Source organism: Sneathiella sp. (assembly GCF_029233945.1).
GTDB lineage: Bacteria > Pseudomonadota > Alphaproteobacteria > Sneathiellales > Sneathiellaceae > Sneathiella.
In genome coordinates, this window is record NZ_JARGOQ010000027.1 from 1 (window position 1) to 22,858 (window position 22,858).

Consider the following 22,858-nt stretch of genomic DNA (forward strand, 5'->3'; position numbering starts at 1 on the left):
GCCTTTGGCGCACCCGTTTCGGCGAGGAGCGGTTTCAGGATTGCCATCCCCGACTTCATCGAATTGGCGGCGAGCAATACTTCCGGCACGAAAAGAATGCCATCGCGGAAATCAATACCGACAATACGCATCCCTTCAACCAGTGCCTCGGTCAGAACCTTGTAGGGTTCCCAGCCGCGGCTCAGGAGGATATTCACCCCTTCACAGATTTCATCCGCCAACCCGTCATAAAGATCATCATGCATCTGCTCGACGAGTTCCCCGTCATCCAGGGCCGAGAGGTCAATATCATCATCTTCCATCGAATGCTCCACCGACTAATAAAATTGAACGAAGCTATGTCGTAAAAGTGTCATTTATTGCGGGCAGAAAAACTATTCCCGCGCAGACATGGAATAATTTTCCTGCGACACTTTTGTCGAATTTAGGACAAGGCCAAGGGTTTTCAGGACCTCAGCCGTTCATTTTCAGGATCAAAGATCGATTCTTCTATGACGGTCGCGGGATAGCGCTCCCCCAGAATTTCGATCTCCAGCTTGGTGCCGATCGCTTCCATTCCGGTCTTGATATAGCCTTGCGCGAGGCTCTTTTTGACCCAATGGCCATAGGCCCCCGCCGTTGCCCGACCGACGATATTGCCGTCCAGATCATAGAGCGGCTCATTCCCGAGGGGGTCGGCATCCTTGATCCCGTCCACCTCAAGGCAGACAAAGGCTTGCGGTACGCCCTCCTCCTTCTGCTTTATGAGTGCGTCCCGACCGATGAAATCGCCCTTATCGAGATGCACGAAACGATCCAGCCCGGCCTCGAACACTGAATATTCGCGGGTGAGGTCCTGTCCCCACATACGGTAATTCTTCTCCATGCGGAGGCTGTCCATGGCGCGCATACCGCACATACCAAGGCCGAATTCCTCGCCCGCCTTCACAATCGCATCATAGATATGGTTCTGGTACTCGATCGGGTGATGCAACTCCCACCCGAGATCGCCGACGAAATTCACGCGCAGCGCCCGGCAAGGGGCAAGGCCCACCGTGATATGCTGACCCGTCAGCCATTTAAAGCCATTGTTGGAGAGATCCGCATCGGTAATCTTGCGAAGGATATCCCGCGATTTCGGACCCGCCAGCACCAATACGCCATGCGCCGTGGTGACATTATCAAGACGCACCGAGCCATCATCGGGGAGGTTCTTCAACAGATAATCATGATCAAAGCGCTCCGCCGCGCCGGAACTCACAAGATAAAATGCCTCCGGCCCATCCCGCATGATGGTGAATTCGGAACGAATACCGCCCCGCTTATTCAGCGCATGAGACAAATTGATCCGCCCGACTCCCTTCGGCAGCTTACGGCAGACGAGCCGGTCGAGATAGGCTTCCGCCCCCGGTCCTGTCACTTCGAATTTGGAGAAGCTGGTGATATCGATCAGCCCGGCATTGGTCCGCATGTTTATGACTTCATTGCCGACATGCTCGAAATAATTGGAGCGGCGGAAACTCCACTTGTCTTTCGGCTCCACCCCTTCCGGGGCAAACCAGTTGGGCCGCTCCCAACCGTAGCGCTGGCCGAAAACTGCGCCGCGCGTCGCCATGCGGTCATGGCAGGGTGACATTTTCAGCGGACGGCCCGCACCGCGTTCCTCATCCGGGTAATGGATGACGAAGACATGCTCATAGCATTCCTCATTCTTGATCTTGGTATAGGGTTTCGTCGCATAGGCGCCAAAACGGCGCGGATCGACATCCATCATATCGATGCCGGGCTCGCCCTCGGTGATCCATTCGGCAAGCTGCCAGCCAGAGCCGCCCGCCGCCGTCACACCGAAGCTATGCCCCTCATTCATCCAGAAATTCTTGAGGCCCCAGGCCGGGCCAATCATCGGGCTGCCGTCCGGCGTATAGGCAATGGGACCATTGACAATATCCTTGATACCCGCATCGGCGAAGGTCGGCACGCGCTTGATCGCCGCCTCCACATGCGGCATCAGACGGTCCAGATCACCGGGGAACAGATCCTGTCCGAAGGTTTCCGGCACGCCATCGACAAAGCAGGCGGGCGCGCCCTTCTCATAGGGTCCGAGAATATAGCCTTGCCGTTCCTCGCGGAGGTAATAGGAGGCATCGCTCTCACGCAGGACCGCCATTTCGGGCAGACCCGCCTTTTTCCGCTCCACCAGTTCCGGCACCTCGTCGGTGACGATATACTGATGCTCCACCGGAATGACCGGGATATCGAGGCCAACCATCGAAAGTGTCTGGCGGGCATAGTTACCGGTACAGCTCACCACATGCTCGGCGGTGATGTCGCCCTTGTTGGTGCGGATCAGCCATTCGCCGTTTTTCTGCTGCTCTATCGAGAGAACTTCCGTATGGCGGTTAATCTCCGCGCCGCCGTTCCGTGCGCCGATTGCCATGGCATTGGTCACATCCACGGGCGCGATATGGCCATCATCGGGATGATAGAGCGCGCCGACAAGGCCGTCGATATCGGAAAGCGGCCAGAGTTCCTTCACTTGGCTGGGCGTGATGATCTCATAGGGCACACCGATGGTATTCGCCGTGCCGCAATATTTAAGATACTCATCCATGCGTTCCTTGTTGGTCGCAAGGCGGAGATTGCCGGTCACATGGAAGCTGACGTTCTGGCCTGTCTCGGCCTCCAGCCTTTTATAAAGATCAACGCTGTATTTATGGATCTGCCCGACGGCATAGCTCATATTAAAGAGCGGAAGCAGGCCCGCCGCATGCCAGGTCGATCCGGCGGTAAGCTCCGTCCGCTCCAAGAGGACAACATCCGACCAGCCTTTTTTTGTCAGATGATAGGCCGTGCTAACCCCGACAACGCCTCCCCCGATAACGACAACCCGTGCATGTGATTTCATCTTGTCCGTCCCCTTTGCCCTCAATCATGCCCGAGAGGCATAGAATTTTGCTCAAACCACCGTGGCGATTGCGCCTTCAAATCGCTAACAGGTCTCCGACGCTCCCTGTTCCTTTCCCGCCATGCCGACAGCGCGCAAGCCGGCACGGTTAAACTGTTCTAAATTCGCCAGAGAATTTTGAAAAAAGGACGCACATTGGCTAGTCGGTTCGACATAATCGGATTTAATAACACTCAGATAAGCGCTTCTATCTGGTGAAGAAAGCTGGAGGAAATCATGAGTGCAGCACAAGGCCGCAGTGGTCGCCGGGGGCGCGACGCCCGCCGTGAAGCAAGGGCAAGCAACCAAAGCCGCCATATCCCCTATATCAGTCGCAATATTCCTGTCACCAATCTGGTGAGCGACGAGGCACTCGAGATTATCGAGGCGAATGCGGAGACAATATTAGAGGAAATCGGCCTTGATTTCCGCGACGATCCGGAATCGCTCGATCTCTGGAAGTCGGTCGGCGCCGACGTACAGGGGGAGCGGGTGCATTTCCCGAAGGGCCTCTGCCGCCAGCTGTTGCAGACCGCCCCGGCAGAGTTTACCCAATATGCGCGAAACCCTGCGAATAATGTGCAGATCGGCGGTAACAATACGGTGCTCGCGCCCGTCTATGGCCCGCCTTTCGTGCATGACCTCGACAAGGGCCGCCGCTACGGCACGATCAAGGATTTCGAGAATTTCGTGAAGCTCGCCTATATGGCGCCCGCCATGCATCATTCCGGCGGCACGGTGTGCGAGCCGGTCGACCTGCCCGTCAACAAGCGGCATTTCGATATGGTCTACAGCCACATCAAATATTCCGACAAACCCTTTATGGGGTCCGTCACCGCGCCGGAACGGGCGCAGGACAGCGTCGATATGGCCTCCCTCGTCTTTGGCGAGGAATTTGTTCAGAACAACTGCGTGATGCTCAACCTGATCAACGCCAATTCCCCCATGACATTTGATTCGACCATGCTCGGCGCGCTCAAAACCTATGCGGCGAATAATCAGGCCTGCGTCGTCTCTCCCTTTATCCTCTCCGGCGCGATGAGCCCGGTTTCGGGCGCGGGCACCCTCTCGCAACTCCTCGCCGAGGCTATGGCGGGCTGCGCCCTCACGCAGATTATCAAACCCGGCACGCCGGTTATCTTCGGCACTTTTGTGAGTTCCATCTCCATGCAGTCCGGCGCACCCACCTTCGGCACACCGGAAAGCTCCCTCGTCCTCAATGGCGCCGCACAGCTTGCACGGCGCTTGAACCTCCCGTTCCGCTCCGGCGGTTCCTTCACAGCCTCCAAGCTGCCGGATGCACAGGCCGCTTCTGAAAGCGCGCAGACTCTGCTGATGACGCTGCTGTCGGGGGTTAACTTCTCGCTCCATGCGGCGGGCTGGCTCGAGGGCGGGCTCTGTTCGTCTTACGAAAAATTCGTGATGGATATCGATCAATGCGCGATGATGGAAGTGCTGGCGCGCGGCATCGACGTCAGTGAGAATGGCCAGGCGATGGACGCCGTGCGGGAAGTTGGTCCCGGCGGTCATTTCCTCGGCTGCGCGCATACGCAAGCGAATTTCGAGGATGCCTTTTACCGCTCCCGTACCGCCGATAACAACTCGGTTGAGCAATGGCAGGCGGATGGCTCAAAAGACACTGCAACGCGCGCCAATGCCATCTGGAAACAGATGCTGGCCGATTATCAGGCACCGGCGCTCGATCCCGCGATTGACGAGGCGCTTCAGGAATTCATGACAACGCGGAAAAATTCTTTCGCGGATTCCAACGTCTAGCGGTCGGCGGTAAAGGCGCCGCCGAACGCGAACCGACTGCCCGGATGATAAAGCCGGACCGTGGTGATCATTTCATCCCCGGCGTAGGTATGCCGCTCCAGCGTAAGGATGGGCTCATTCTCTTTCAGGTTCAGAAGGCGTTTCTGCTCCTCTGTCGGAATATCGGCGCTGATGCGATGGTCGGCGCGGCTGTAGGGCATGGTCCGGATCAGGAAGCCGCTCGGCGTCTCGGTTGAGAAATCCTGCGCGATAAAATCGGGGACGAGTGATGGATTGACGTAGCGTTCCTCGAGCTCCACCGGCACGCCATTTTCAAAATGCAGCATCAGGCAGTGATAGAGACGCTCCCCTTGACCTGGCATCAGCTCTTTGAGGGCGCCCGGCGCGGCAATTTCCTCAAGACTTAGAAGTTCCGCGCTATGCTCCCCGCCACGATCTGCGATTTCCGCCGCGATATTGCGGATTTCCAGCAGGCCCGATTCGAGCTTGCTCGGCGCAACAAAGGTGCCCGAGCCCTGCCGCCGCGCGAGAGTGCCCTCCTGCGTCAGTTCACGGAGCGCCCGGTTGATCGTCATGCGGGAGGCATCCAGTTCCGCCACCAACGCATGTTCGGTCGGGATACGGTCGCCCGCGCGCCATTCCCCGCTGCCGATCTTGCGAAGGATCAGGTCTTTGATCTGCTGATAAAGCGGACCGGATGTCTTTATTCTGAGGTTACTTATACTGTTCATTATCTTTCCAAGTCTAATAGCCAGCGGCCAGTTCCTTCATCACCCGGCGGAAGCGGTGGGTGATGGCCTCCTCCTCCGCATGACGGCGGTCCCTGATCACCAGTTTGCCGTTGACCGCAACGTCTTTTACCACGCTGTTATCACCCGCGAACAGCCAGCTATCGAGACTTTTTCGGGCTGATTTACCGAGGAGCGCCGGATGATCCTCATCGAGAATAACAAAATTGGCGTAGCCCCCTACCTGCAGCCCCGGCTTCCCGGGACGACCGAGCGCCTGATGCCCGCCTTCAAGCGCGCTAGAGAATATCCGCATCCCGGTCGAGTTTATTTCATCCCCGAGAACATTCCGCGATTCTTTCGTCAGGCGCTGACCATATTCCAGAATCCGCACCTCTTCGGCGAGGGAGACATAGATATTGCTGTCCGATCCGAGAGCAATCCGTCCGCCTTCCTTCAGAAATTCGTCTGCCGGGAAAATTCCGTCACCAAGGTTCGCTTCTGTGATCGGACACAGCCCCGCGACTGCGCCCGAGCTTGCAATAGCTCGCCTCTCCGATTCCGTAATATGGGTCGCATGAACAAGACACCAGCGCTCATCAACCGGGACATTTTCAAACAGCCAGTCAACGGGGCGCAGGCCCGACCACTCGACGCAATCAGCCACTTCCTTTTGCTGCTCGGCGATATGGATATGACAGGGCATATCCGCAGGAATTCCCGCGAGAAGTTCCTTCAAGAGCATCGGGTCCACCGCCCGAAGCGAATGCGGCGCTACGCCGACTACGCATGAGGCATCCGCATTACATCTCTCCTGCAGGCGCTCAACAAGGTCGAGAAACTTATCTCCTTCCATGATGAAACGCCTTTGATGATCCTGCGGTGCCTCTCCTCCGAAACCGCCATAGCGGTACAGCACCGGCAGCAAGGTAAGACCGATACCCGTTTGCGCCGCCGCCGACAGGATCCGGTCGCTCATTTCCATGGGGTCGGCATAGGCCGCGCCATCCCTGTCATGATGGAGATAATGAAACTCCCCGACCGAGGTAAAGCCCGCCTTCAACATTTCGAGATAAAGCTGCGCCGCGATATATCCCAGTTGCTCCGGCGTGATCGTGCTCAAAAAACCATACATGACCTGACGCCAGCTCCAGAAGCTGTCCGCCGACGGGCCCGCCGCTTCCGCAAGGCCCGCCATTGCGCGTTGGAAGGCGTGAGAGTGAACATTTGCCAAGCCCGGCACGGCAAACCCGTGATGCACCACCTCCGCTTCTTTTGCGGTCCCGTCACCAATCGCCAGAATTTCCCCGCTGTCGGAAATATCAAGGAACTGATTCCGCCGCCAACCGTTAGCCAAGAGTATTTCGTCAAAATAATGCTTGATCATGCAGGAAATCTTATCATAATAATTTGTATATACAAATTTAAAATGAGGGCATGGGAGAAATGGCGACAGCGGCTTGCGACAGACTTTTCATCAACGCACATCTTGCCACCATGACGGCCGGGATCGAACCCTACGGCGCGATAGATGCCGACGCCCTCGCCGTGACCGGGGATAAGATCAGCTGGATCGGCCGCCCGAATAACGACGCGCCGGAGGCCACGGAGATCGTCGATCTCGAAGGCCGCTGGATCACGCCCGGCCTAATCGACTGCCATACCCATCTTGTCTATGCGGGCAACCGGGCGCAGGAGTTCGAGATGAGCCTGAACGGTGCGACCTATGAGGAAATTGCCGCAAAGGGCGGCGGCATTCTCTCCACCGTCAAGGCAACAAGAGAGGCGAGTGAGGCCGATCTTGCCGCCGAGAGCCAACCCCGCCTGCAGGCCCTGATCAATGCGGGGGTAACGACGGTGGAAATCAAGTCCGGCTACGGCCTCGATCTGGAGGATGAGGTCAAAATGCTGGAGGTGGCCAAGCATCTGGGCGAAATCAACCCCGTCCGGGTGCGGAAAACTTTCCTTGGCGCACATAGCATCCCGCCGGAATTTGCGGGCGACAGCGATGGCTATATGGCGAAAGTCATTCATGAGATGCTGCCCACTATCCACGCGCTCGGCCTTGTCGACGCCATCGATGCCTTCTGCGAAAAAATCGCCTTCTCCGAAGATCAGGTGCGGCAGCTATTCAAGGCCGCTGACAAGCTGAATATCCCCATCAAGCTCCATGCGGAGCAACTCAGCAATCAGCGCGGGGCCGAACTTGCCGCTCATTTCAAGGCACTTTCCGCCGATCATCTGGAATATATCGATGAAAAGGGCGTGAAGGAAATGGCGAAAGCGGGCACTGTCGCGGTCATCCTGCCCGGCGCTTTCTATTATTTACGCGAAACCCAGAAGCCGCCGATCGATCTTTTTCGCGAATATAACGTTCCCATGGCGCTCGCGACCGATTGCAATCCCGGCTCGTCGCCGACGACAAACCCGCAGCTTATGATGAATATGGCCGCAGTCCTTTTCCGCCTGACACCGGAGGAGGCCCTCGCCGGGTTTACCCGCAATGCCGCCAAGGCACTCGGCCTTGCGGATCGGATCGGCACGCTGGAGGTCGGCAAGCAGGCCGATCTTGCCATTTGGGACATCGAGCATCCTTCAGAACTTACACAGGCAATCGGCTCTAACCCGCTTCATTCGCGGTATTTTGGAGGTCAATCATGAACACCGATCCAATGAACCTGATTCTTTCCCCGGGGCATCTCACCCTCGATGAACTGCGCCTGATTTACGAGGGCGGGCGTAGCCTCTCCCTCGACCCCGCCTGCCGCGATGCGGTGGAACCGGCCGCCGCCGCGGTCAAGAAAATCGTCGATGAAAACCGCACGGTTTATGGAATCAATACCGGCTTTGGCCGTCTCGCGCAGGAAATTATCCCGCAGGACAAGCTGGAGGCATTGCAGAAAAATCTCGTTCTCTCCCATTCGACCGGGGTGGGTCCGCTCCTGAATGACAATATCGTCCGACTGATCATGACGATGAAGGCCGCCAGCCTCGCGCGCGGTTTTTCCGGGGTCCGCATGACGGTGATCGAGGCCCTGATGACCTTTCTCGATCATGAAATTTACCCTTGTATCCCGGCAAAAGGCTCGGTTGGTGCGTCCGGCGACCTCGCCCCGCTCGCCCATATGACAGCGGCCCTGATGGGCATCGGCGATGTCCGTTTCAACGGCGAAATCGTGCCTGCGGACGCCACCTTGAAGGCCTTGATGATCCCGCCGCTCACCCTCGGCCCGAAGGAAGGTCTCGCGCTCCTGAATGGCACACAGGTTTCCACTGCCCTTGCCCTTGCGGGTCTGTTCGAGACAGAAAAATTGCTCGCCGCCGCGACCCTTGCGGGCAGTCTCTCCCTCGATGCGGCGCAAGGGACCGACGCCCCCTTCGATACCCGTATTCATGCGGCACGCGGCCAGATCGGGCAGATGGAAATGGCGGCGAGTTACCGCGCCCTGATCGAGGGAAGTGAAATTCGTAAATCCCATGAGGAGTGCGAAAAGGTGCAGGACCCTTATTGTTTGCGCTGCCAGCCGCAGGTGATGGGCGCCTGCCTCGATCAGATGCGCCATGCGGCGGGCGTGCTGATTATTGAGGCGAATTCCGTCTCCGATAATCCGCTTGTCTTTGTTGAGACCGGCGAAGTCATCTCCGGCGGGAATTTCCATGCGGAACCGGTGGCGCTCGCGGCGGATAATCTCGCGCTCGCCATTGCCGAGATCGGCTCCATGTCGGAACGTCGCATCGCCATGCTGGTCGATACGTCCATCAGCGGCCTGCCCGCCTTTCTGGTCACCAGTGCCGGGATAAATTCGGGCTTCATGATCGCCCATGTGACCGCCGCATCGCTTGCGAGTGAAAACAAGCAGCAGGCCTATCCCGCCTCCGTTGACAGTATCCCGACCTCCGCCAATCAGGAAGATCATGTCAGTATGGCGACCCATGGCGCGCGGCGGACTTTACGCATGGCGGAAAACACGGCGGCCATCGTCGGAATAGAATTGCTGGCGGCGACGCAGGGCATAGAATTGCGCAGCCCCCTTAAAACCTCCGCCCCGCTGGAAAAGCTGCATGCAGAAATCCGTAAAATCGCTGACCCTTATGAGGAAGACCGCTTCTTCGCCCCGGATATTGAGGCGGCGAAAAAACTGGTGATAAGCGGCAGGCTCGCGGCGGAGTTCGCCGATTTTCTTCCCGATACATTGGAGAGTTAGGATGGAAGGTGAAGTTTTTACTTTAATGCGAGGGACTTCCCCCCTCCTCCTCAGCCAGCCGCATGCCGGACAGGAAATCCCGGTCTCCATTGAACGCCGCCTGACAGACGCAGCAAAGGCCAAACCCGACACGGACTGGCATATCGACCGCCTCTATCAACAGATGGCCGAAGAGTTGGATGCCACCGTCGTGACCGCGCACTTTTCCCGCTATGTAATCGACCTTAACCGCGATCCGGACGGGGTATCGCTTTATCCGGGTCAGAATGTCACCGAACTTTGTCCGACCACGTTATTTGACAACGCGAAGCTATATCTCGACGGGTTGGAGCCGGACATTGAGGAAATCGAGACGCGACGCGGTGTTTTCTGGCAGCCCTATCATGATGTGCTGGCGGAGGAGATTGAGCGGATCAAGGCACAGCATGGCTATGTGCTGCTCTATGACTGCCACTCCATCCGCTCTGTCCTGCCGCGCTTTTTTGAGGGTCGCCTGCCGACTCTTAATATCGGGACGGGGGACGGAATTTCTGCTGATGCGAGCCTCACGGAAGCCGTTGAAAAGATCGCGAGCACTTCCCCCTACAGCCACGCCCTCAATGGCAGGTTCAAGGGCGGATTTATCACCCGCCATTACGGCGACCCGGCGAACAATATTCAGGCGCTGCAAATGGAACTCGCGCAGGAAGACTACATGAGCGAGAAAGCACCGTTTTCCTATCTGCCAGAGAAAGCGACGGCGCTTCAACCCACGCTGAAACAGATACTTGAAACCCTGCTCGACTACGGGCGAAAACGTCTAGCCACATAAGGATTGAGCCCATGACGAACAGACGAGACAACAGCCGTGTGATCAAGGCCCCGACGGGCCCGGAACTTTCCTGCAAAAGCTGGCTAACCGAAGCGCCGCTTCGCATGCTGATGAATAATCTCGACCCGGATGTCGCGGAAAATCCGGCGGAACTGGTGGTCTATGGCGGGATCGGGCGCGCCGCGCGTAACTGGGAGTGTTTCGACCAGATCCAGCGGTCTTTACGCGATCTTAACGCGGACGAGACGCTGCTTGTCCAGTCCGGCAAGGCGGTCGGCATCTTCAAGACCCATGAGAATGCGCCGCGCGTCCTCATCGCCAATTCCAATCTGGTGCCGCATTGGGCCAACTGGGACCATTTTAACGAGCTCGATAAGAAGGGCCTGATGATGTATGGCCAGATGACGGCGGGCTCCTGGATCTATATCGGCAGTCAGGGCATCGTGCAGGGCACCTATGAGACTTTCGCCGAAGCCGGACGCCAGCATTTCGGCGGTGACATGTCCGGCAAATGGATCCTGACCGGTGGCCTTGGCGGGATGGGCGGCGCACAGCCGCTGGCTGCGACCATGGCCGGCGCCTCCATGCTTGCCGTGGAATGCCGTCCAAGCAGTATCGATTTCCGCCTGCGTTCGGGCTATCTCGACGAAAAGGCGGATACGCTCTCCGAGGCGCTCGCTATTATCCGCGACGCAGGTGAGCGCGGAAAGCCGGTTTCCGTTGGTCTTCTCGGCAATGCCGCCGATATCTTCCCGGAAATTCTGGAGGGCGACATACTGCCTGATCTGGTGACCGACCAGACTTCCGCCCATGATCCGGTGAATGGATATCTGCCGCAGGGCTGGACCCTCGATCAATGGGAGCAGATGCGCGAGAGCGATCCTAAATCCGTCGAAATTGCGGCGCGGAAATCCATGGCCGTGCAGGTGCAGGCCATGCTGGAATTCCAGGCGCGCGGCATCCCGACTGTCGATTATGGCAACAATATCCGTCAGGTCGCGCTTGAGGAAGGCGTCGATAGCGCGTTCAATTTTCCGGGTTTCGTGCCCGCCTATATCCGGCCCCTCTTCTGCCGGGGCATCGGCCCGTTCCGCTGGGCCGCGCTTTCCGGCGATCCTGAGGACATCTTCAAGACCGACGCCAAGGTGAAGGAACTGATCTCGGATGATCCCCATCTTCATAACTGGCTCGACATGGCGAAGGAACGCATCAAGTTTCAGGGGCTGCCGTCCCGCATCTGCTGGGTTGGTTTGGGGCAGCGCCACCGTCTCGGCCTTGCGTTCAACGAGATGGTGCGAACGGGTGAGCTTTCCGCCCCCATCGTTATCGGCCGCGATCATCTCGATAGCGGTTCCGTCGCCAGTCCCAATCGGGAGACAGAGGGCATGAAGGACGGGTCAGACGCCGTCTCCGACTGGCCGCTTCTCAACGCACTGCTGAATACCGCGAGCGGGGCGACCTGGGTCAGCCTGCATCACGGCGGCGGGGTCGGCATGGGCTTTTCACAACATGCGGGGATGGTGATTGTCTGCGACGGCACCGTCGAGGCGGACGAGCGGATCGCCCGCGTCCTGTTCAATGATCCGGCGACGGGCGTGATGCGCCACGCCGACGCCGGTTATGAGGAGGCCATAGAGTGCGCGAAAGAGAATGACCTCAATCTGCCGTTCCTGAAAGGCGCCTAGATCTTGATGCCGAGGCCGTTCGCGGCCTTGGTCAGCATATTGGTCGTCTGGTCATTGCCGCTGGTATATTCAATCTGCGTCCCCCGGTCAGCGATTTCCGCCCAGTTTTCGGCGATCTTCTCCGGTGTCCGGTCTTCCTCAGGCAGCCATTTACCGCCCGTCTCATAAACGATACTGCAAGCATAGGTGCCCGCGCCCGCCGTGATGATCGTGCGGTTCGGGCTATCGTCGGAGACGATGTAGAGAAGTGCCGGGGTCACAGCTTCCGGCGTCAGCAATTCCAGCAGGTTTTCCGGGATAATATCCTCGGTCATGCGGGTCGCCGCGCAAGGCGATAGCGCATTCACCTTGATGCCATATTTCGCGCCTTCGATGACCAGCGTGTTCATCAGGCCGATGACGCCCATTTTCGCCGCGCCATAGTTGGTCTGGCCGAAGTTGCCATAGAGGCCGCTGGACGATGTTGTCATGGCAATACGACCATAACCTTGCTCGCGCATGATCCCCCAGACGGCTTTGGAACAATTGACCGAGCCCATCAGATGCACATTGAGCACGAAGGAGAAGTCATCCAGCCCGACATTGGAGAAGGATTTGTCCCGCAGCACTCCGGCGTTATTCACAAGGATATCGACACGGCCCCATTTCTCCATAGCTTGAGCTACCATCGCCTCAACCTGCGCCATATCCGTGACATTGGCACCGTTGGCAATCGCCTCCCCGCCTGCCGCCTCAATCTCGGCAACGACAGCCTTTGCCGCATCGGATGATCCGCCGCTGCCATCAACGGCGCCGCCGAGATCATTGACGACCACTTTCGCACCGCGTGCCGCGAGCTGCAACGCATGGCTCTTGCCAAGCCCGTTTCCGGCGCCGGTGACAATCGCCACCCTGTCATCAAACCGAATGCTCATTTTCTCTCCTCAATCTATTGATTTTACTTGGTTCTATTACTCATCGACGAAGGACATGCCGAGCCACTCAACGATCAGGGCAGGCTTGTCTTCGCCCTTGATTTCAATCGTCACCTCGGTTTTGGTGAGATACTGGCCGGGGCGCTTTTCATCAATGCTGAGTATCTTGGCTGTGGCGCGGAGTTCGCTATCCACTTTAACCGGCTGCAGGAAGCGCAGCTTGTCGATGCCGTAGTTGATGCCCATGCGGACATTCTCGATCTTCGGCTGGATTTGCGGCACCAGCCCGGCGAGCAACGAAAGGCTCAGGAAGCCGTGGGCAATGGTCGAGCCGAACGGCGTTTCCTTGGCGGCGCGTTCCGGGTCCACATGAATAAACTGGAAATCATCGGTTGCCTCAGCAAATTTATTGATGCGTTCCTGATCGACCTTGAACCACTCCCCCGGTCCATACACAGTGCCGATTGAATTCAGGAAATCGGTTTTGGATAGTGTCATTGTCATTATTATTGTCCTCCAAATCAGTTTCAGATAATTTTTCTAGCGAATTTTCCGCTCCCGCGAAAGCCCCTATTGATCAGCGAAAGTATTTACTGACGGTTCCAGCGCTCGATCATCTTGCCCGAGATCATCGGCGTCACCGTCTCGATAAATTCCGCAAAATGACGGGAGGCAAGATGGGTCTCGAACGCGGCGGCGTCCTTATAAAGCTCATAGAGAATGATACGGCAAGGGTTATCCGCATCGACGCAGATATCAAAATAATGACAGTCCGGCTCAAGGCTCAGGGAATTTTCCGCCTGTTTCTTCATTTCCGTCATAAAGACCGCCTCTTTCCCCGGCAGAACATCAAATCGCGCCGTCACGGCAAATCTGCTCGCCATTTTACGTCCCTCCCTGTGGCATGCCATAGCCTTTGCCGAATTGCTCTTTCACTTCCTCCATCTCCGCATCGCTAAGCAGGGTGGGCTCCCCGATCTGGAGAATGCGCCAATAAGTGTCACAGAGTGTTTCCACCTCGACGGCGAGCGAAAGGGCGCGGCTGAGACTAACATCCGCCGCCAGCAACCCGTGATTGGCAAGCAGGCAGGCCTTGCGCCCCTCAATTGCTTTCAGCGCATTGTCAGAAAGCGCCTGCGTGCCGAAGGTCGCGTAGTCAGCGCAGCGGATCGTGTTTCCGCCCGCCACCGCGATCATATAATGAAAGGGCGGCAGTTCCATCCGCTGACAGGCGAGCGTCATCACTCCCTTGCCATGGGTATGCACTACCGCGCCGAAATCCGGTCGGGCGTTCAGAAGGTCCTGATGGAACCGCCATTCACTGGAGGGCTTGCGCTTTCCTGCCGCCTCGCCCTCACATGACATCTCGACAATATCGTCCGGTTCCAGGTCGTCATAGGCCATGCCGGATGGCGTGATCAGATAGCCGCCCTTAATGCGGACGCTGGCGTTGCCGGAGGTGCCATGATTGATCCCAAGCACGTTCATCTTCCGTACTGTGGCAATCAGTTCCTTCCGTTCCGCGAGATTTCCCATGTCACCTCTGCCGATCAGTAAAGCCGATGACCGACAAGGCCGTTGTCAGATGCGCTTAAATTCACCAGTTCCCCATATTCATAACGCATGCGCCAGGACAAGAGTTCCTGCACACAATCAAGCACGACGCCCTGATAATCCGGCTCTTCCGCAAGATTTCGTGTCTCATCCGGATCGTTTTTCATATCGAACAGGAGCGGTGGCAGGGCCGCGAAATGCACATATTTAAACTCCGCATCCCGATGGACGAGAAGATTGCACTCCGATGAGGAGAGATTAAGCAGCTTTTCCGGCATCCCGGTGACCGGATCGCGAAAATCATAGAGCCAGTGCACTGCCTTGCGCCAGTTCGCCGGCGTCTCGCCGCGCAGGAATGGCATCAGCGAATGGCCGTCGCATTGGCGCGGGATCGGTAGATTGAGACCGTCCAGCATGGTTGGCATCAGGTCGACGGATTCGGTGAACTCGCTAATCTGCCTTCCAGTGGAAACATTCCAGCCTTTCGGCGGCTTGATGATCAGCGGGATATGGAAGCTTTCATCGTAAAAGCCAATTTTTCCCCAAAGATAATGATCGCCGAGCTGCTCCCCATGATCGGAAGTCACAACAATCATCGTCTCATCATAGCGGCCCTGCTTTTTCAGCGTCGCGATGATGCGGCCAAGGTTATGATCGGCCTCCGTGATCAGGGCCTGATAGGTCGCACGAATTTGCGCGACCGCGTCATTATCAAGATCGACGGCACGCCCTTCCCCCTCCATGAAGAAAGCGTTCTGCGGGATCGCTTCATACAACAGGGCGATGGCAGGATGCAGGGCCCGCATTTCGTCGCGCGTCGCCACTTGCACCGGTTTCGCCATCTCCGCCGGATCATACATCTCATGATATTCCGGCGGCGAGATAAAGGGCGGATGCGGCCGCAGGAACGTCAGGTGATGGAAGAAGGGCGATGAGGTCTCCGCCTTCAATGCCGCGATCAGCTCATCGGCGAGCCAATGGGTTTCGCTGTCTTCCGCCTTGAACCGGCTCGGCGCGGACAGCGGATGACGGCCGGGCGGCAGAGCATAATTCGGGTCGGGGTAATAAATCGCGTAATCCGGCCCTGGAATCTCGTAGCCCTTGGCGGCAAGATACTCCAGCCAGGGGATCGAGTTTTCGGCGAGCTGCTGTCCGACCGTAAAGCCCGGCATCACCCCCTCGAAAGTGAGGAAGGCCGCGTGATCCTCCCCAAGGACGCGCGGGTCCGGCGTCGTGTCCGTATAGCCCCAGAGGGTCGGATCATACCCCCCTTTCCGGACTTCCAGCGCGATATTGGTGAGACTATGGTTCAGCGGCGTGCCGTTCCGGATGGAGCGGTGATTACTGGGGTACATGCCCGTGAGGAAGGTCGTCCGCGACGGACCGCAAGGCGCGATGCAGGTATAGTGATTGAGGAAAGTAACGCCATCGCCCACCAGCGCATCGAGATTGGGCGTCTTGACGGTCGGGTTGCCGGTCGCCGCGAGATGATCAGCGCGCCACTGATCGAGAGTGACGAAGAGGACGTTCGTTGGCGACATCAGGACAGGTTCAATCCGTTAAGAGAGGAGGCAATATCCTGCGAGAATTCCGCGAGCAGCTGGCTCACCGCCTTGGCGTAGCTGTTGTAATCACCGACGGTTGCCGGTGCCTCGTAAATCTTCGCCTGACGGGACAAGACCTTGTTGTCATAAAGCGCTTTCACCTGCCAGCGCACGGAAAGACGCGCAACACCCGCGCCAGTCTCGGTGATATCGATGACATTGACGGCGACCTGCAGGGACTGCTTGTCGGGCCTGAAATCCGCCGGGTAAGAGAAAACCTTCTCTTCCCCGATCAGGGTCGCGACATTGCTGGTCAGCACCCGCTTGATGGCATCGCTCAACGGTTCCGCCCAGTGATCGAAGTCGGAGACATTGATCGCGGCCCCGCTGCCGAAGGTAACAATCTGCGGCCGGTCCGCATAGCCCGGGATCTGCACCGGCCCGATGCCGACCGTTGTCCCTTCCGCCAGGGTGACCGGCGTTCCTGTCGTCTCCAGCTGGGAAGCGGTCTGCAGGATATAGAAATTGGTCGGCGCCGACCCCGGCAGGCCGCCACAGGCCGACAGCGGCAGGGCAAATAGCAGAAGGATCGCGAGGTTTCGCCCGAGGGGGCGCAGACTAGGCAAGGTCATATTTTATCTCTTTCCACTGATCAGGGAACTCGGGTTCCGCTCCAGGAAATCCGCAAGGCTGCGCACGGCCCGGCTGGCCGCCGCCAGTTCCTGCAACATATTCATCAGATCATATTTGAACGGAGAGCCATCGGCAATCAGCCCGTTGACGGAACTGAACATTGTCTCCGCCGAGGCCAGTGTTGCATCGATCTTGGCAATGGCCTCCCGCACCCCGTCGATCGTTTTTCCGATGTTGGGCAAGGTCTCGGTATCGATATTCTGCGCCACCACCTGGATAGAGACCGCCAGCTTGCGGTATTCCGTGATGGTTTTCTGCAATTCACCGGACTTGATGAATTTCTCCAGCCCCTCCACCGTGCCGGTCAGGCTATTGCCAAGTCGCTCAATAGGCAGCTTGTCGAGTTTTGCCATCAGCTGCGCAACCGAGGTGGTAATTTCCTCCAGATCCGCCGGGACAGTGGGGATTTCAGGGTAGCGCCCGCTGGAGGTGACATAAATCGCCTGTTTATCCGGCACGAGATCAAGATCGACGATCAACTGCCCGGTCAGGAAGTTCGAGTTTTTGAGTTTCGCCTTCAGGCCGCGCTGAATCAAATCCTTGATAATTTTCTGGCGCAATTCCCGCGTTTCCAGAACCGAGCGGATTTTCTTCCCATCATCCGTCAGCTTGATTCGCTGTGGCTCGATATCGATCAGAACCGGGATATAATATTTCTGGTTCGCTTCATCAATTTCCAGGCTGATATCGCGAACACTGCCAATCTTGATTCCCTTGAATTCGACATTCGCACCAACGGTGAGGCCGCTGACCGAACCATCGAAATAGAGGACATAGACGACCTTCTCGGTAAAGCGGGCATCGTCCTTTGCCTGTTGATTATCGTAGAGCTTGAACTGATGGCGAGCTTCCGCCTTGAAGGTGCTCTGGTAGATTTCCGGCGTAGCAAACTCAATCGCGCCGGCGACAAGGGCCTGCAGGGAATTCGCCCCGAGTTCGATGCCCGATGTGGAAACGGAGACATTGATCCCGCCCGAGTTCCAGAAATTCGTCCCCTCCAGCACGAGGCCATCATAAGGATCCTGCACGAAGGCATAAACATCAATGGCCTTCCTGTCCTCGGCCAGGCGATAGCCCAGAACACTACCGACCTGCAGCCCCTTATAGATCACTGGTGTGCCGCGATTGATATTGCTCAGCTTCTCCGTGGAAAGAAGAAACTCCGTCCCCTTGTCGTTGGAGGTGATGACCGGCGGCGTCTTCAGGCCCGTAAATTCCGTCTCTTTTTTGCCGCCCTTGCCCGGATCGATCTCGATAAAAGAGCCAGAAAGCAGGGTTTGAAGGCCGGTAATGCCCTGGAAACCGATGGCCGGGGCGACAATCCAGAAGCGGGCCGTATCGGTCAGGTATTTATCTGCCTCGCGTGTTGTATCAATAACCATCGATACGCCCTTGTCATCATCGAGGATATCGATCCGGCTTAGCGTTCCGATGTTCACATCCTTGTATTTCAGCTGTGTCTTGCCCGGCACCATGCCTTCCGCATTGTCAAAGGTGATGGAGATTTCCGAGCCCCGTTCCGCCAGCGCCTGAAAAATAAGATAAGCCGCCACGGCAAGCGCAATCGCCGGCACAATCCAGATGCTCATCAGGCTTGCGTAGCCACGGCGCACTTTTGCATCCGGCGTTTTTTGCCCGCTCTCATCCATCATTGTCGTTCCCCCTCGTCATCCCAAATCAAACGCGGATCAAAGGCCATGGCCGCGAACATTGTAATAATCACCACCGCAGCAAAGGCAATGGCGCCGGGCCCCGCCGTTACCGTCGCCAGCGCCTGCAGCTTCACCAGCCCGATCAGGATTGAAATCATAAAGATGTCAATCATCGACCAGCGGCCGATAAATTCAGTGAAGCGATAGAGCAGCGCCCGCTTGCGTCGTTGTATTTTCAGCCGCAATTGCACCGAAACTACCAGAAAAAGTAAAGCAACAATTTTGAAGATCGGCACGAAAACGCTGGCGACAAAGACAATTACCGCAATCACCAACTGCCCAGATTGCGCCAGTTCGATCACCCCGCCCATAATCGTGTTGGTTGTCGACTGACCGAACGAGACAAGCGTCAGCACGGGATAGACATTGGCCGGGATATACAGGACCGCCGCCGCGATCAGCAGGGCCCAGGTACGGCTCAGGCTGTTGATCTTGCGGCTATGGAGCACCGCGTCACAGCGCGGGCAGTCGGCGGAATGTTCCGCGATATAGCGACCGGACACCAGCAGCCCGCAGACATGGCAGGAAACGGCGCCGGTCGATTTTGCAGTTACCGGCGCAGTCATGTGCGGATCTCCTTCAACCGGGACCAGAGCGCGCTTTCATCGAGCGTGAGATAGGCCATGACCGTTGCCACCACCATCAGGACGAAGGCAATAAGTGACAGCCCGACACTGACATCGGCAAAATCCTGCAGCTTCACGAAGGCGACGATGATGCCAAGAATGAATATCTCCGACATTGCCCAGGGTTTCAGATGGGTCAGCAGCCGGATCTGGAATTGCGGGCTGAAGGGGAAGCGGTTCAACTGCATCGGCAGCAGCAGCGTGATCAGCACGAGCAAGACCGCAAGCGGCGCAACCACGCTGGAGATAAAGACGACAATGCCAAGCTCCCAATAACCGGCGTTCCAAAAGGCAATTGCGCCATCGATCAGCCGGTTCGATTCCGACTGTCCCTCCAACTGGAAAGTGAGCAGCGGGAACATATTCGCGAGGATAAAAAACATCAGCCCGGTCAGGGCAAAAGCAAGCGAGCGGTTGAGGCTGTTTTTATGACGAACGAACAGCAACGCACCGCAGCGGATGCAGCGGCCCTGCTCCCCCTCCCTGATCTTTGGGACCGAATGAATGAGATCGCATTCCGGGCAGGCAACCAGGGCCTCGGTGTAGCTGAAATCCTTGTCAATCTCCATACGGAACTTTCATCAGTCAATTGCGCCCCCGACAATAAAGGGCAAAGGCGCTGCATTCAATTGATTTCCTTTGCGTATTTCCTGCTCCGCCAATCGTGGTGACAAGGCAGCGACCATGTTTTACCCTATTGCAACAGTGCAGAAGAGTTCTTATGTTCGCATTTACACGGAACTTTTATGCAAAATGAAATATTTCACATATTTTTACCGTTAAATTGGGTTGTTTCTTCTTGTGGCAACTCTCGATATTATGTAAGCCCGTGCGCAAAGCGGTGCATCGGCACCCGAGACAGGAAACAGAGACAGACATTATGAGCACATCGCGTTTGACCCATCTACGTCAGCTGGAAGCGGAAAGCATTCATATCTTCCGGGAGGTCGTCGCGGAATTCGAGAGGCCGGTCATGCTCTATTCCATCGGCAAGGATTCGGCGGTCCTGCTCCATCTCGCGCGCAAAGCCTTCCATCCCTCACCCATTCCCTTTCCGCTTCTGCATGTGGATACCACCTGGAAATTCCGCGAGATGATCCATTTTCGCGATACCATCGTGAAGGATTACGAGCTTGAACTGCTGGTGCATATCAATCCCGACGGGGTCAAGCAGGGCGTTGGCCCTTTTTCCCATGGCTCGGCGCTTCATACCGATATCATGAAGACGGAGGCGCTGAAACAGGCGCTCGATCACTATAAATTCGATGCGGCCTTTGGCGGTGCGCGGCGGGATGAGGAAGCAAGCCGCGCAAAGGAACGGGTTTTCTCTTTTCGCAACGAGGCGCACCACTGGGACCCGAAAAACCAGCGGCCGGAGCTCTGGAACCTCTATAACGGCCGGGTCCGAAAAGGCGAGAGCATCCGCGCCTTCCCCCTCTCCAACTGGACGGAGCTGGATATCTGGCAATATATCTATATGGAGGATATTCCCATCGTGCCGCTCTATTTCGCGGCGGAGCGCCCGGTGGTCGAGCGCGAGGGGATGCTGATCATGGTCGATGATGACCGCATGCCCTTGAACGAGGGCGAAACGCCGATGATGAAATCGGTCCGCTTTCGCACCCTTGGTTGTTATCCGCTGACTGGCGCGATTGAATCAACTGCCGCCACCCTGCCCGAGATCATTCAGGAAATGCTCGTCGCCCGCACCTCGGAGCGGCAGGGTCGGCTGATCGACAAGGACCAGGCCGGATCGATGGAGAAGAAAAAGCAGGAAGGGTATTTCTGATGGACCAGAGAACCGATACGGTCACGGCGGAAATCGACGCCTATCTCAAGACACAGGAACAGAAAAACCTCCTCCGCTTCATCACCTGCGGCAGTGTGGACGACGGCAAGAGCACCTTTATCGGCCGACTGCTCTGGGATTCGAAACTGCTCTTTGAGGATCAACTCGCCGCGCTCACCGCCGAAAGCAAGCGGGTCGGCACGCAAAATGGTGAGATCGACTACGCCCTCCTGCTGGATGGGTTGCAGGCGGAGCGTGAACAGGGCATCACCATCGATGTCGCCTATCGCTTCTTCGCCACCGACAAGCGCAAATTCATCGTCGCCGATACCCCGGGTCATGAGCAATATACCCGCAATATGGTGACCGGCGCCTCTACTGCCGATCTGGCCGTCATCCTGATCGACGCGCGAAAAGGCGTCCTGATCCAGACCATGCGGCACAGCTATCTTGTCTCCCTCCTTGGCATCAAGAAAGTTGTGCTGGCCGTCAACAAGATGGATCTGGTGAACTATAGCGAGGAGGTCTTCGAGAAAATCTGCAGCGATTACACCAAATTCGCGGAGCAACTCGATTTTGAGGAGATTATCCCGATCCCCGTCTCGGCCCTGAAGGGCGATAACATGATCGGCGCGAGCGAGGCTATGCCCTGGTACAGCGGCCCCAGTGTGTTAGCGCATTTGGAAAGCGTCGAGATCGGCGCAGAGGATTTATCGCGTCCCTTCCGGATGCCGGTGCAATGGGTTAACCGCCCGAACCTTGATTTCCGGGGCTTTTCCGGCACCATCGCGAGCGGTACAATCCGCGTCGGCGATGTCATCGTCGAGCCCGCATCGGGCCAGAGCAGCAAGGTTGCGCGTATTGTGACTTTCGATGGCGATCTTGAAGAGGCCATCGCCGGTCAGGCCGTCACCCTGACCCTTGAGGATGAAATTGATGTCAGCCGCGGCGATATTCTCTGTGCGACAAAGGATCGCCCCACAACCGCTGACCAGTTTGAGGCGAAGATCGTCTGGATGACCAGCGATCCGATGCTGCCAAGCCGGACCTATCTTCTGAAGCTCGGCACGGGCACGACCGCGGCGCGAATCAGCAGCCTCAAATACACGGTCAATGTTAACACCATGGAGCAAATGGCCTCCAATACACTGAAATTGAATGAAATTGGTGTCTGTAACCTGTCCTTGGACAAGTCCATTTCCTTCGATCCCTATACGGACAGCCCGGCAACCGGCTCTTTCATCCTGATTGACCGCTTTACCAATGCGACGGTGGCCGCCGGGATGATCGATTTCGCGCTGCGCCGGGCGGAGAATATTCATTGGCAGTCGGTGGATATCCATAAAGAGGCCCGCGCCCAACAGAAAGGGCAGAAAGCCTCTGTCCTCTGGTTTACCGGGCTTTCGGGCTCCGGCAAGTCAACAATCGCCAACCTCGTTGAGAAAAAGCTCCATGCCCTCAACAAGCATACCTATCTGCTGGATGGCGATAATGTGCGTCATGGCCTCAACAAGGATCTCGGCTTTACCGATGCGGACCGGGTGGAGAATATTCGCCGCGTCGGCGAGACGTCAAAGCTGATGGTGGATGCGGGCTTGATCACGCTGGTCTCCTTTATCTCCCCCTTCCGAAGCGAGCGGCAGATGGCGCGCGGCCTGCTGGAAGACGGCGAATTTCTGGAAGTCTTCGTCGATACCCCGCTTGAGATTTGCGAAGCGCGCGACATAAAAGGCCTCTATAAGAAGGCGCGAGCAGGCGAAATCAAGAATTTCACCGGCATCTCTTCGGATTATGAACGGCCGGAGAATGCGGAAATTGTCATCGATGGTAGTAGGCAGAGCCCTGAAGACTCCGCCGACCAGATCGTTGCCACGCTTAAGGAGCGCGGCTTTATCTAG

General features: G+C 57.1%; 20 protein-coding genes. 7 read left to right on the forward strand and 13 right to left on the reverse strand.

Annotated elements, in window-relative coordinates:
* Positions 1-302 (reverse strand): B12-binding domain-containing protein (locus tag P1U71_RS10250; protein WP_301105504.1); only part of this gene is annotated, 302 nt, incomplete at its 3' end.
* Positions 303-445: 143 nt separating this feature from the next.
* On the reverse strand, positions 446-2,884 hold the full coding sequence (locus P1U71_RS10255; RefSeq protein WP_301105505.1) for an FAD-dependent oxidoreductase: 2,439 nt from the start codon (positions 2,882-2,884) through the stop codon (positions 446-448).
* Positions 2,885-3,160: 276 nt separating this feature from the next.
* On the opposite strand from P1U71_RS10255, the gene P1U71_RS10260 reads away from it, so the two are divergent.
* Complete coding sequence (locus P1U71_RS10260; protein WP_301105506.1) at positions 3,161-4,699, forward strand: trimethylamine methyltransferase family protein; 1,539 nt, start codon at positions 3,161-3,163, stop codon at positions 4,697-4,699.
* On the opposite strand, the gene hutC is transcribed toward P1U71_RS10260, so the two are convergent.
* On the reverse strand, positions 4,696-5,430 hold the full coding sequence (hutC, locus tag P1U71_RS10265) for a histidine utilization repressor (protein WP_301105507.1): 735 nt from the start codon (positions 5,428-5,430) through the stop codon (positions 4,696-4,698). The genes P1U71_RS10260 and hutC overlap by 4 nt on opposite strands.
* Positions 5,431-5,443: 13 nt before the next feature.
* The gene (locus P1U71_RS10270) at positions 5,444-6,814 is read right to left on the reverse strand and encodes a formimidoylglutamate deiminase (protein ID WP_301105508.1); all 1,371 of its coding nucleotides are present in this window, start codon (positions 6,812-6,814) and stop codon (positions 5,444-5,446) included.
* A 59-nt stretch (positions 6,815-6,873) separates the two neighbouring features.
* Here P1U71_RS10270 and hutI point away from each other — a divergent pair, with 59 nt between their 5' ends.
* The 4 genes from hutI to hutU are packed head-to-tail and all read left to right on the forward strand — an operon-like array spanning position 6,874 to position 12,128.
* Positions 6,874-8,088 (forward strand): imidazolonepropionase, encoded by a 1,215-nt coding sequence (gene hutI / locus P1U71_RS10275; RefSeq protein ID WP_301105509.1) that lies wholly within the window; start codon positions 6,874-6,876, stop codon positions 8,086-8,088.
* The gene (gene hutH / locus P1U71_RS10280) at positions 8,085-9,632 is read left to right on the forward strand and encodes a histidine ammonia-lyase (protein WP_301105510.1); all 1,548 of its coding nucleotides are present in this window, start codon (positions 8,085-8,087) and stop codon (positions 9,630-9,632) included. Before hutI ends, hutH begins: the two co-directional genes overlap by 4 nt.
* Before the next feature lies 1 nt (position 9,633).
* Complete coding sequence (gene hutG, locus P1U71_RS10285; RefSeq protein WP_301105511.1) at positions 9,634-10,443, forward strand: N-formylglutamate deformylase; 810 nt, start codon at positions 9,634-9,636, stop codon at positions 10,441-10,443.
* An 11-nt stretch (positions 10,444-10,454) separates the two neighbouring features.
* Entirely contained in the window at positions 10,455-12,128 is a 1,674-nt protein-coding gene (gene hutU / locus P1U71_RS10290; RefSeq protein ID WP_301105512.1) for a urocanate hydratase, read from the forward strand.
* Here hutU and P1U71_RS10295 read toward each other — a convergent pair.
* The 9 genes from P1U71_RS10295 to P1U71_RS10335 form a co-directional block, all read right to left on the reverse strand.
* Complete coding sequence (locus P1U71_RS10295) at positions 12,125-13,042, reverse strand: SDR family NAD(P)-dependent oxidoreductase (RefSeq protein ID WP_301105513.1); 918 nt, start codon at positions 13,040-13,042, stop codon at positions 12,125-12,127. The two genes, hutU and P1U71_RS10295, sit on opposite strands and share 4 nt — an antisense overlap.
* 36 nt (positions 13,043-13,078) lie before the next feature.
* Positions 13,079-13,540 (reverse strand): MaoC family dehydratase, encoded by a 462-nt coding sequence (locus P1U71_RS10300; protein WP_367281169.1) that lies wholly within the window; start codon positions 13,538-13,540, stop codon positions 13,079-13,081.
* A 92-nt stretch (positions 13,541-13,632) separates the two neighbouring features.
* A complete protein-coding gene (locus P1U71_RS10305; protein WP_301105515.1) occupies positions 13,633-13,926 on the reverse strand; it encodes a putative quinol monooxygenase in 294 nt (97 codons plus the stop codon).
* A 1-nt stretch (position 13,927) separates the two neighbouring features.
* On the reverse strand, positions 13,928-14,578 hold the full coding sequence (locus tag P1U71_RS10310; protein ID WP_301105516.1) for a class II aldolase/adducin family protein: 651 nt from the start codon (positions 14,576-14,578) through the stop codon (positions 13,928-13,930).
* A 14-nt stretch (positions 14,579-14,592) separates the two neighbouring features.
* Positions 14,593-16,137, reverse strand: a complete 1,545-nt coding sequence (locus P1U71_RS10315) for an alkaline phosphatase family protein (RefSeq protein ID WP_301105517.1) — start codon at positions 16,135-16,137, stop codon at positions 14,593-14,595.
* Positions 16,137-16,772, reverse strand: a complete 636-nt coding sequence (locus P1U71_RS10320; protein WP_301105518.1) for a membrane integrity-associated transporter subunit PqiC — start codon at positions 16,770-16,772, stop codon at positions 16,137-16,139. Before P1U71_RS10320 ends, P1U71_RS10315 begins: the two co-directional genes overlap by 1 nt.
* A gap of 3 nt (positions 16,773-16,775) precedes the next feature.
* Positions 16,776-18,485 (reverse strand): MlaD family protein, encoded by a 1,710-nt coding sequence (locus P1U71_RS10325; protein ID WP_301105519.1) that lies wholly within the window; start codon positions 18,483-18,485, stop codon positions 16,776-16,778.
* Complete coding sequence (locus P1U71_RS10330) at positions 18,482-19,111, reverse strand: paraquat-inducible protein A (protein ID WP_301105520.1); 630 nt, start codon at positions 19,109-19,111, stop codon at positions 18,482-18,484. Before P1U71_RS10330 ends, P1U71_RS10325 begins: the two co-directional genes overlap by 4 nt.
* Positions 19,108-19,740 carry a paraquat-inducible protein A gene (locus P1U71_RS10335; protein WP_301105521.1) on the reverse strand — a complete coding sequence of 211 codons (633 nt, stop codon included), beginning with the start codon at positions 19,738-19,740 and terminating at the stop codon, positions 19,108-19,110. Before P1U71_RS10335 ends, P1U71_RS10330 begins: the two co-directional genes overlap by 4 nt.
* A gap of 272 nt (positions 19,741-20,012) precedes the next feature.
* On the opposite strand from P1U71_RS10335, the gene cysD reads away from it, so the two are divergent.
* Together cysD and cysN are read left to right on the forward strand one after the other, a co-directional pair.
* On the forward strand, positions 20,013-20,960 hold the full coding sequence (cysD, locus tag P1U71_RS10340; RefSeq protein WP_301105542.1) for a sulfate adenylyltransferase subunit CysD: 948 nt from the start codon (positions 20,013-20,015) through the stop codon (positions 20,958-20,960).
* Complete coding sequence (gene cysN / locus P1U71_RS10345; RefSeq protein ID WP_301105522.1) at positions 20,960-22,858, forward strand: sulfate adenylyltransferase subunit CysN; 1,899 nt, start codon at positions 20,960-20,962, stop codon at positions 22,856-22,858. Before cysD ends, cysN begins: the two co-directional genes overlap by 1 nt.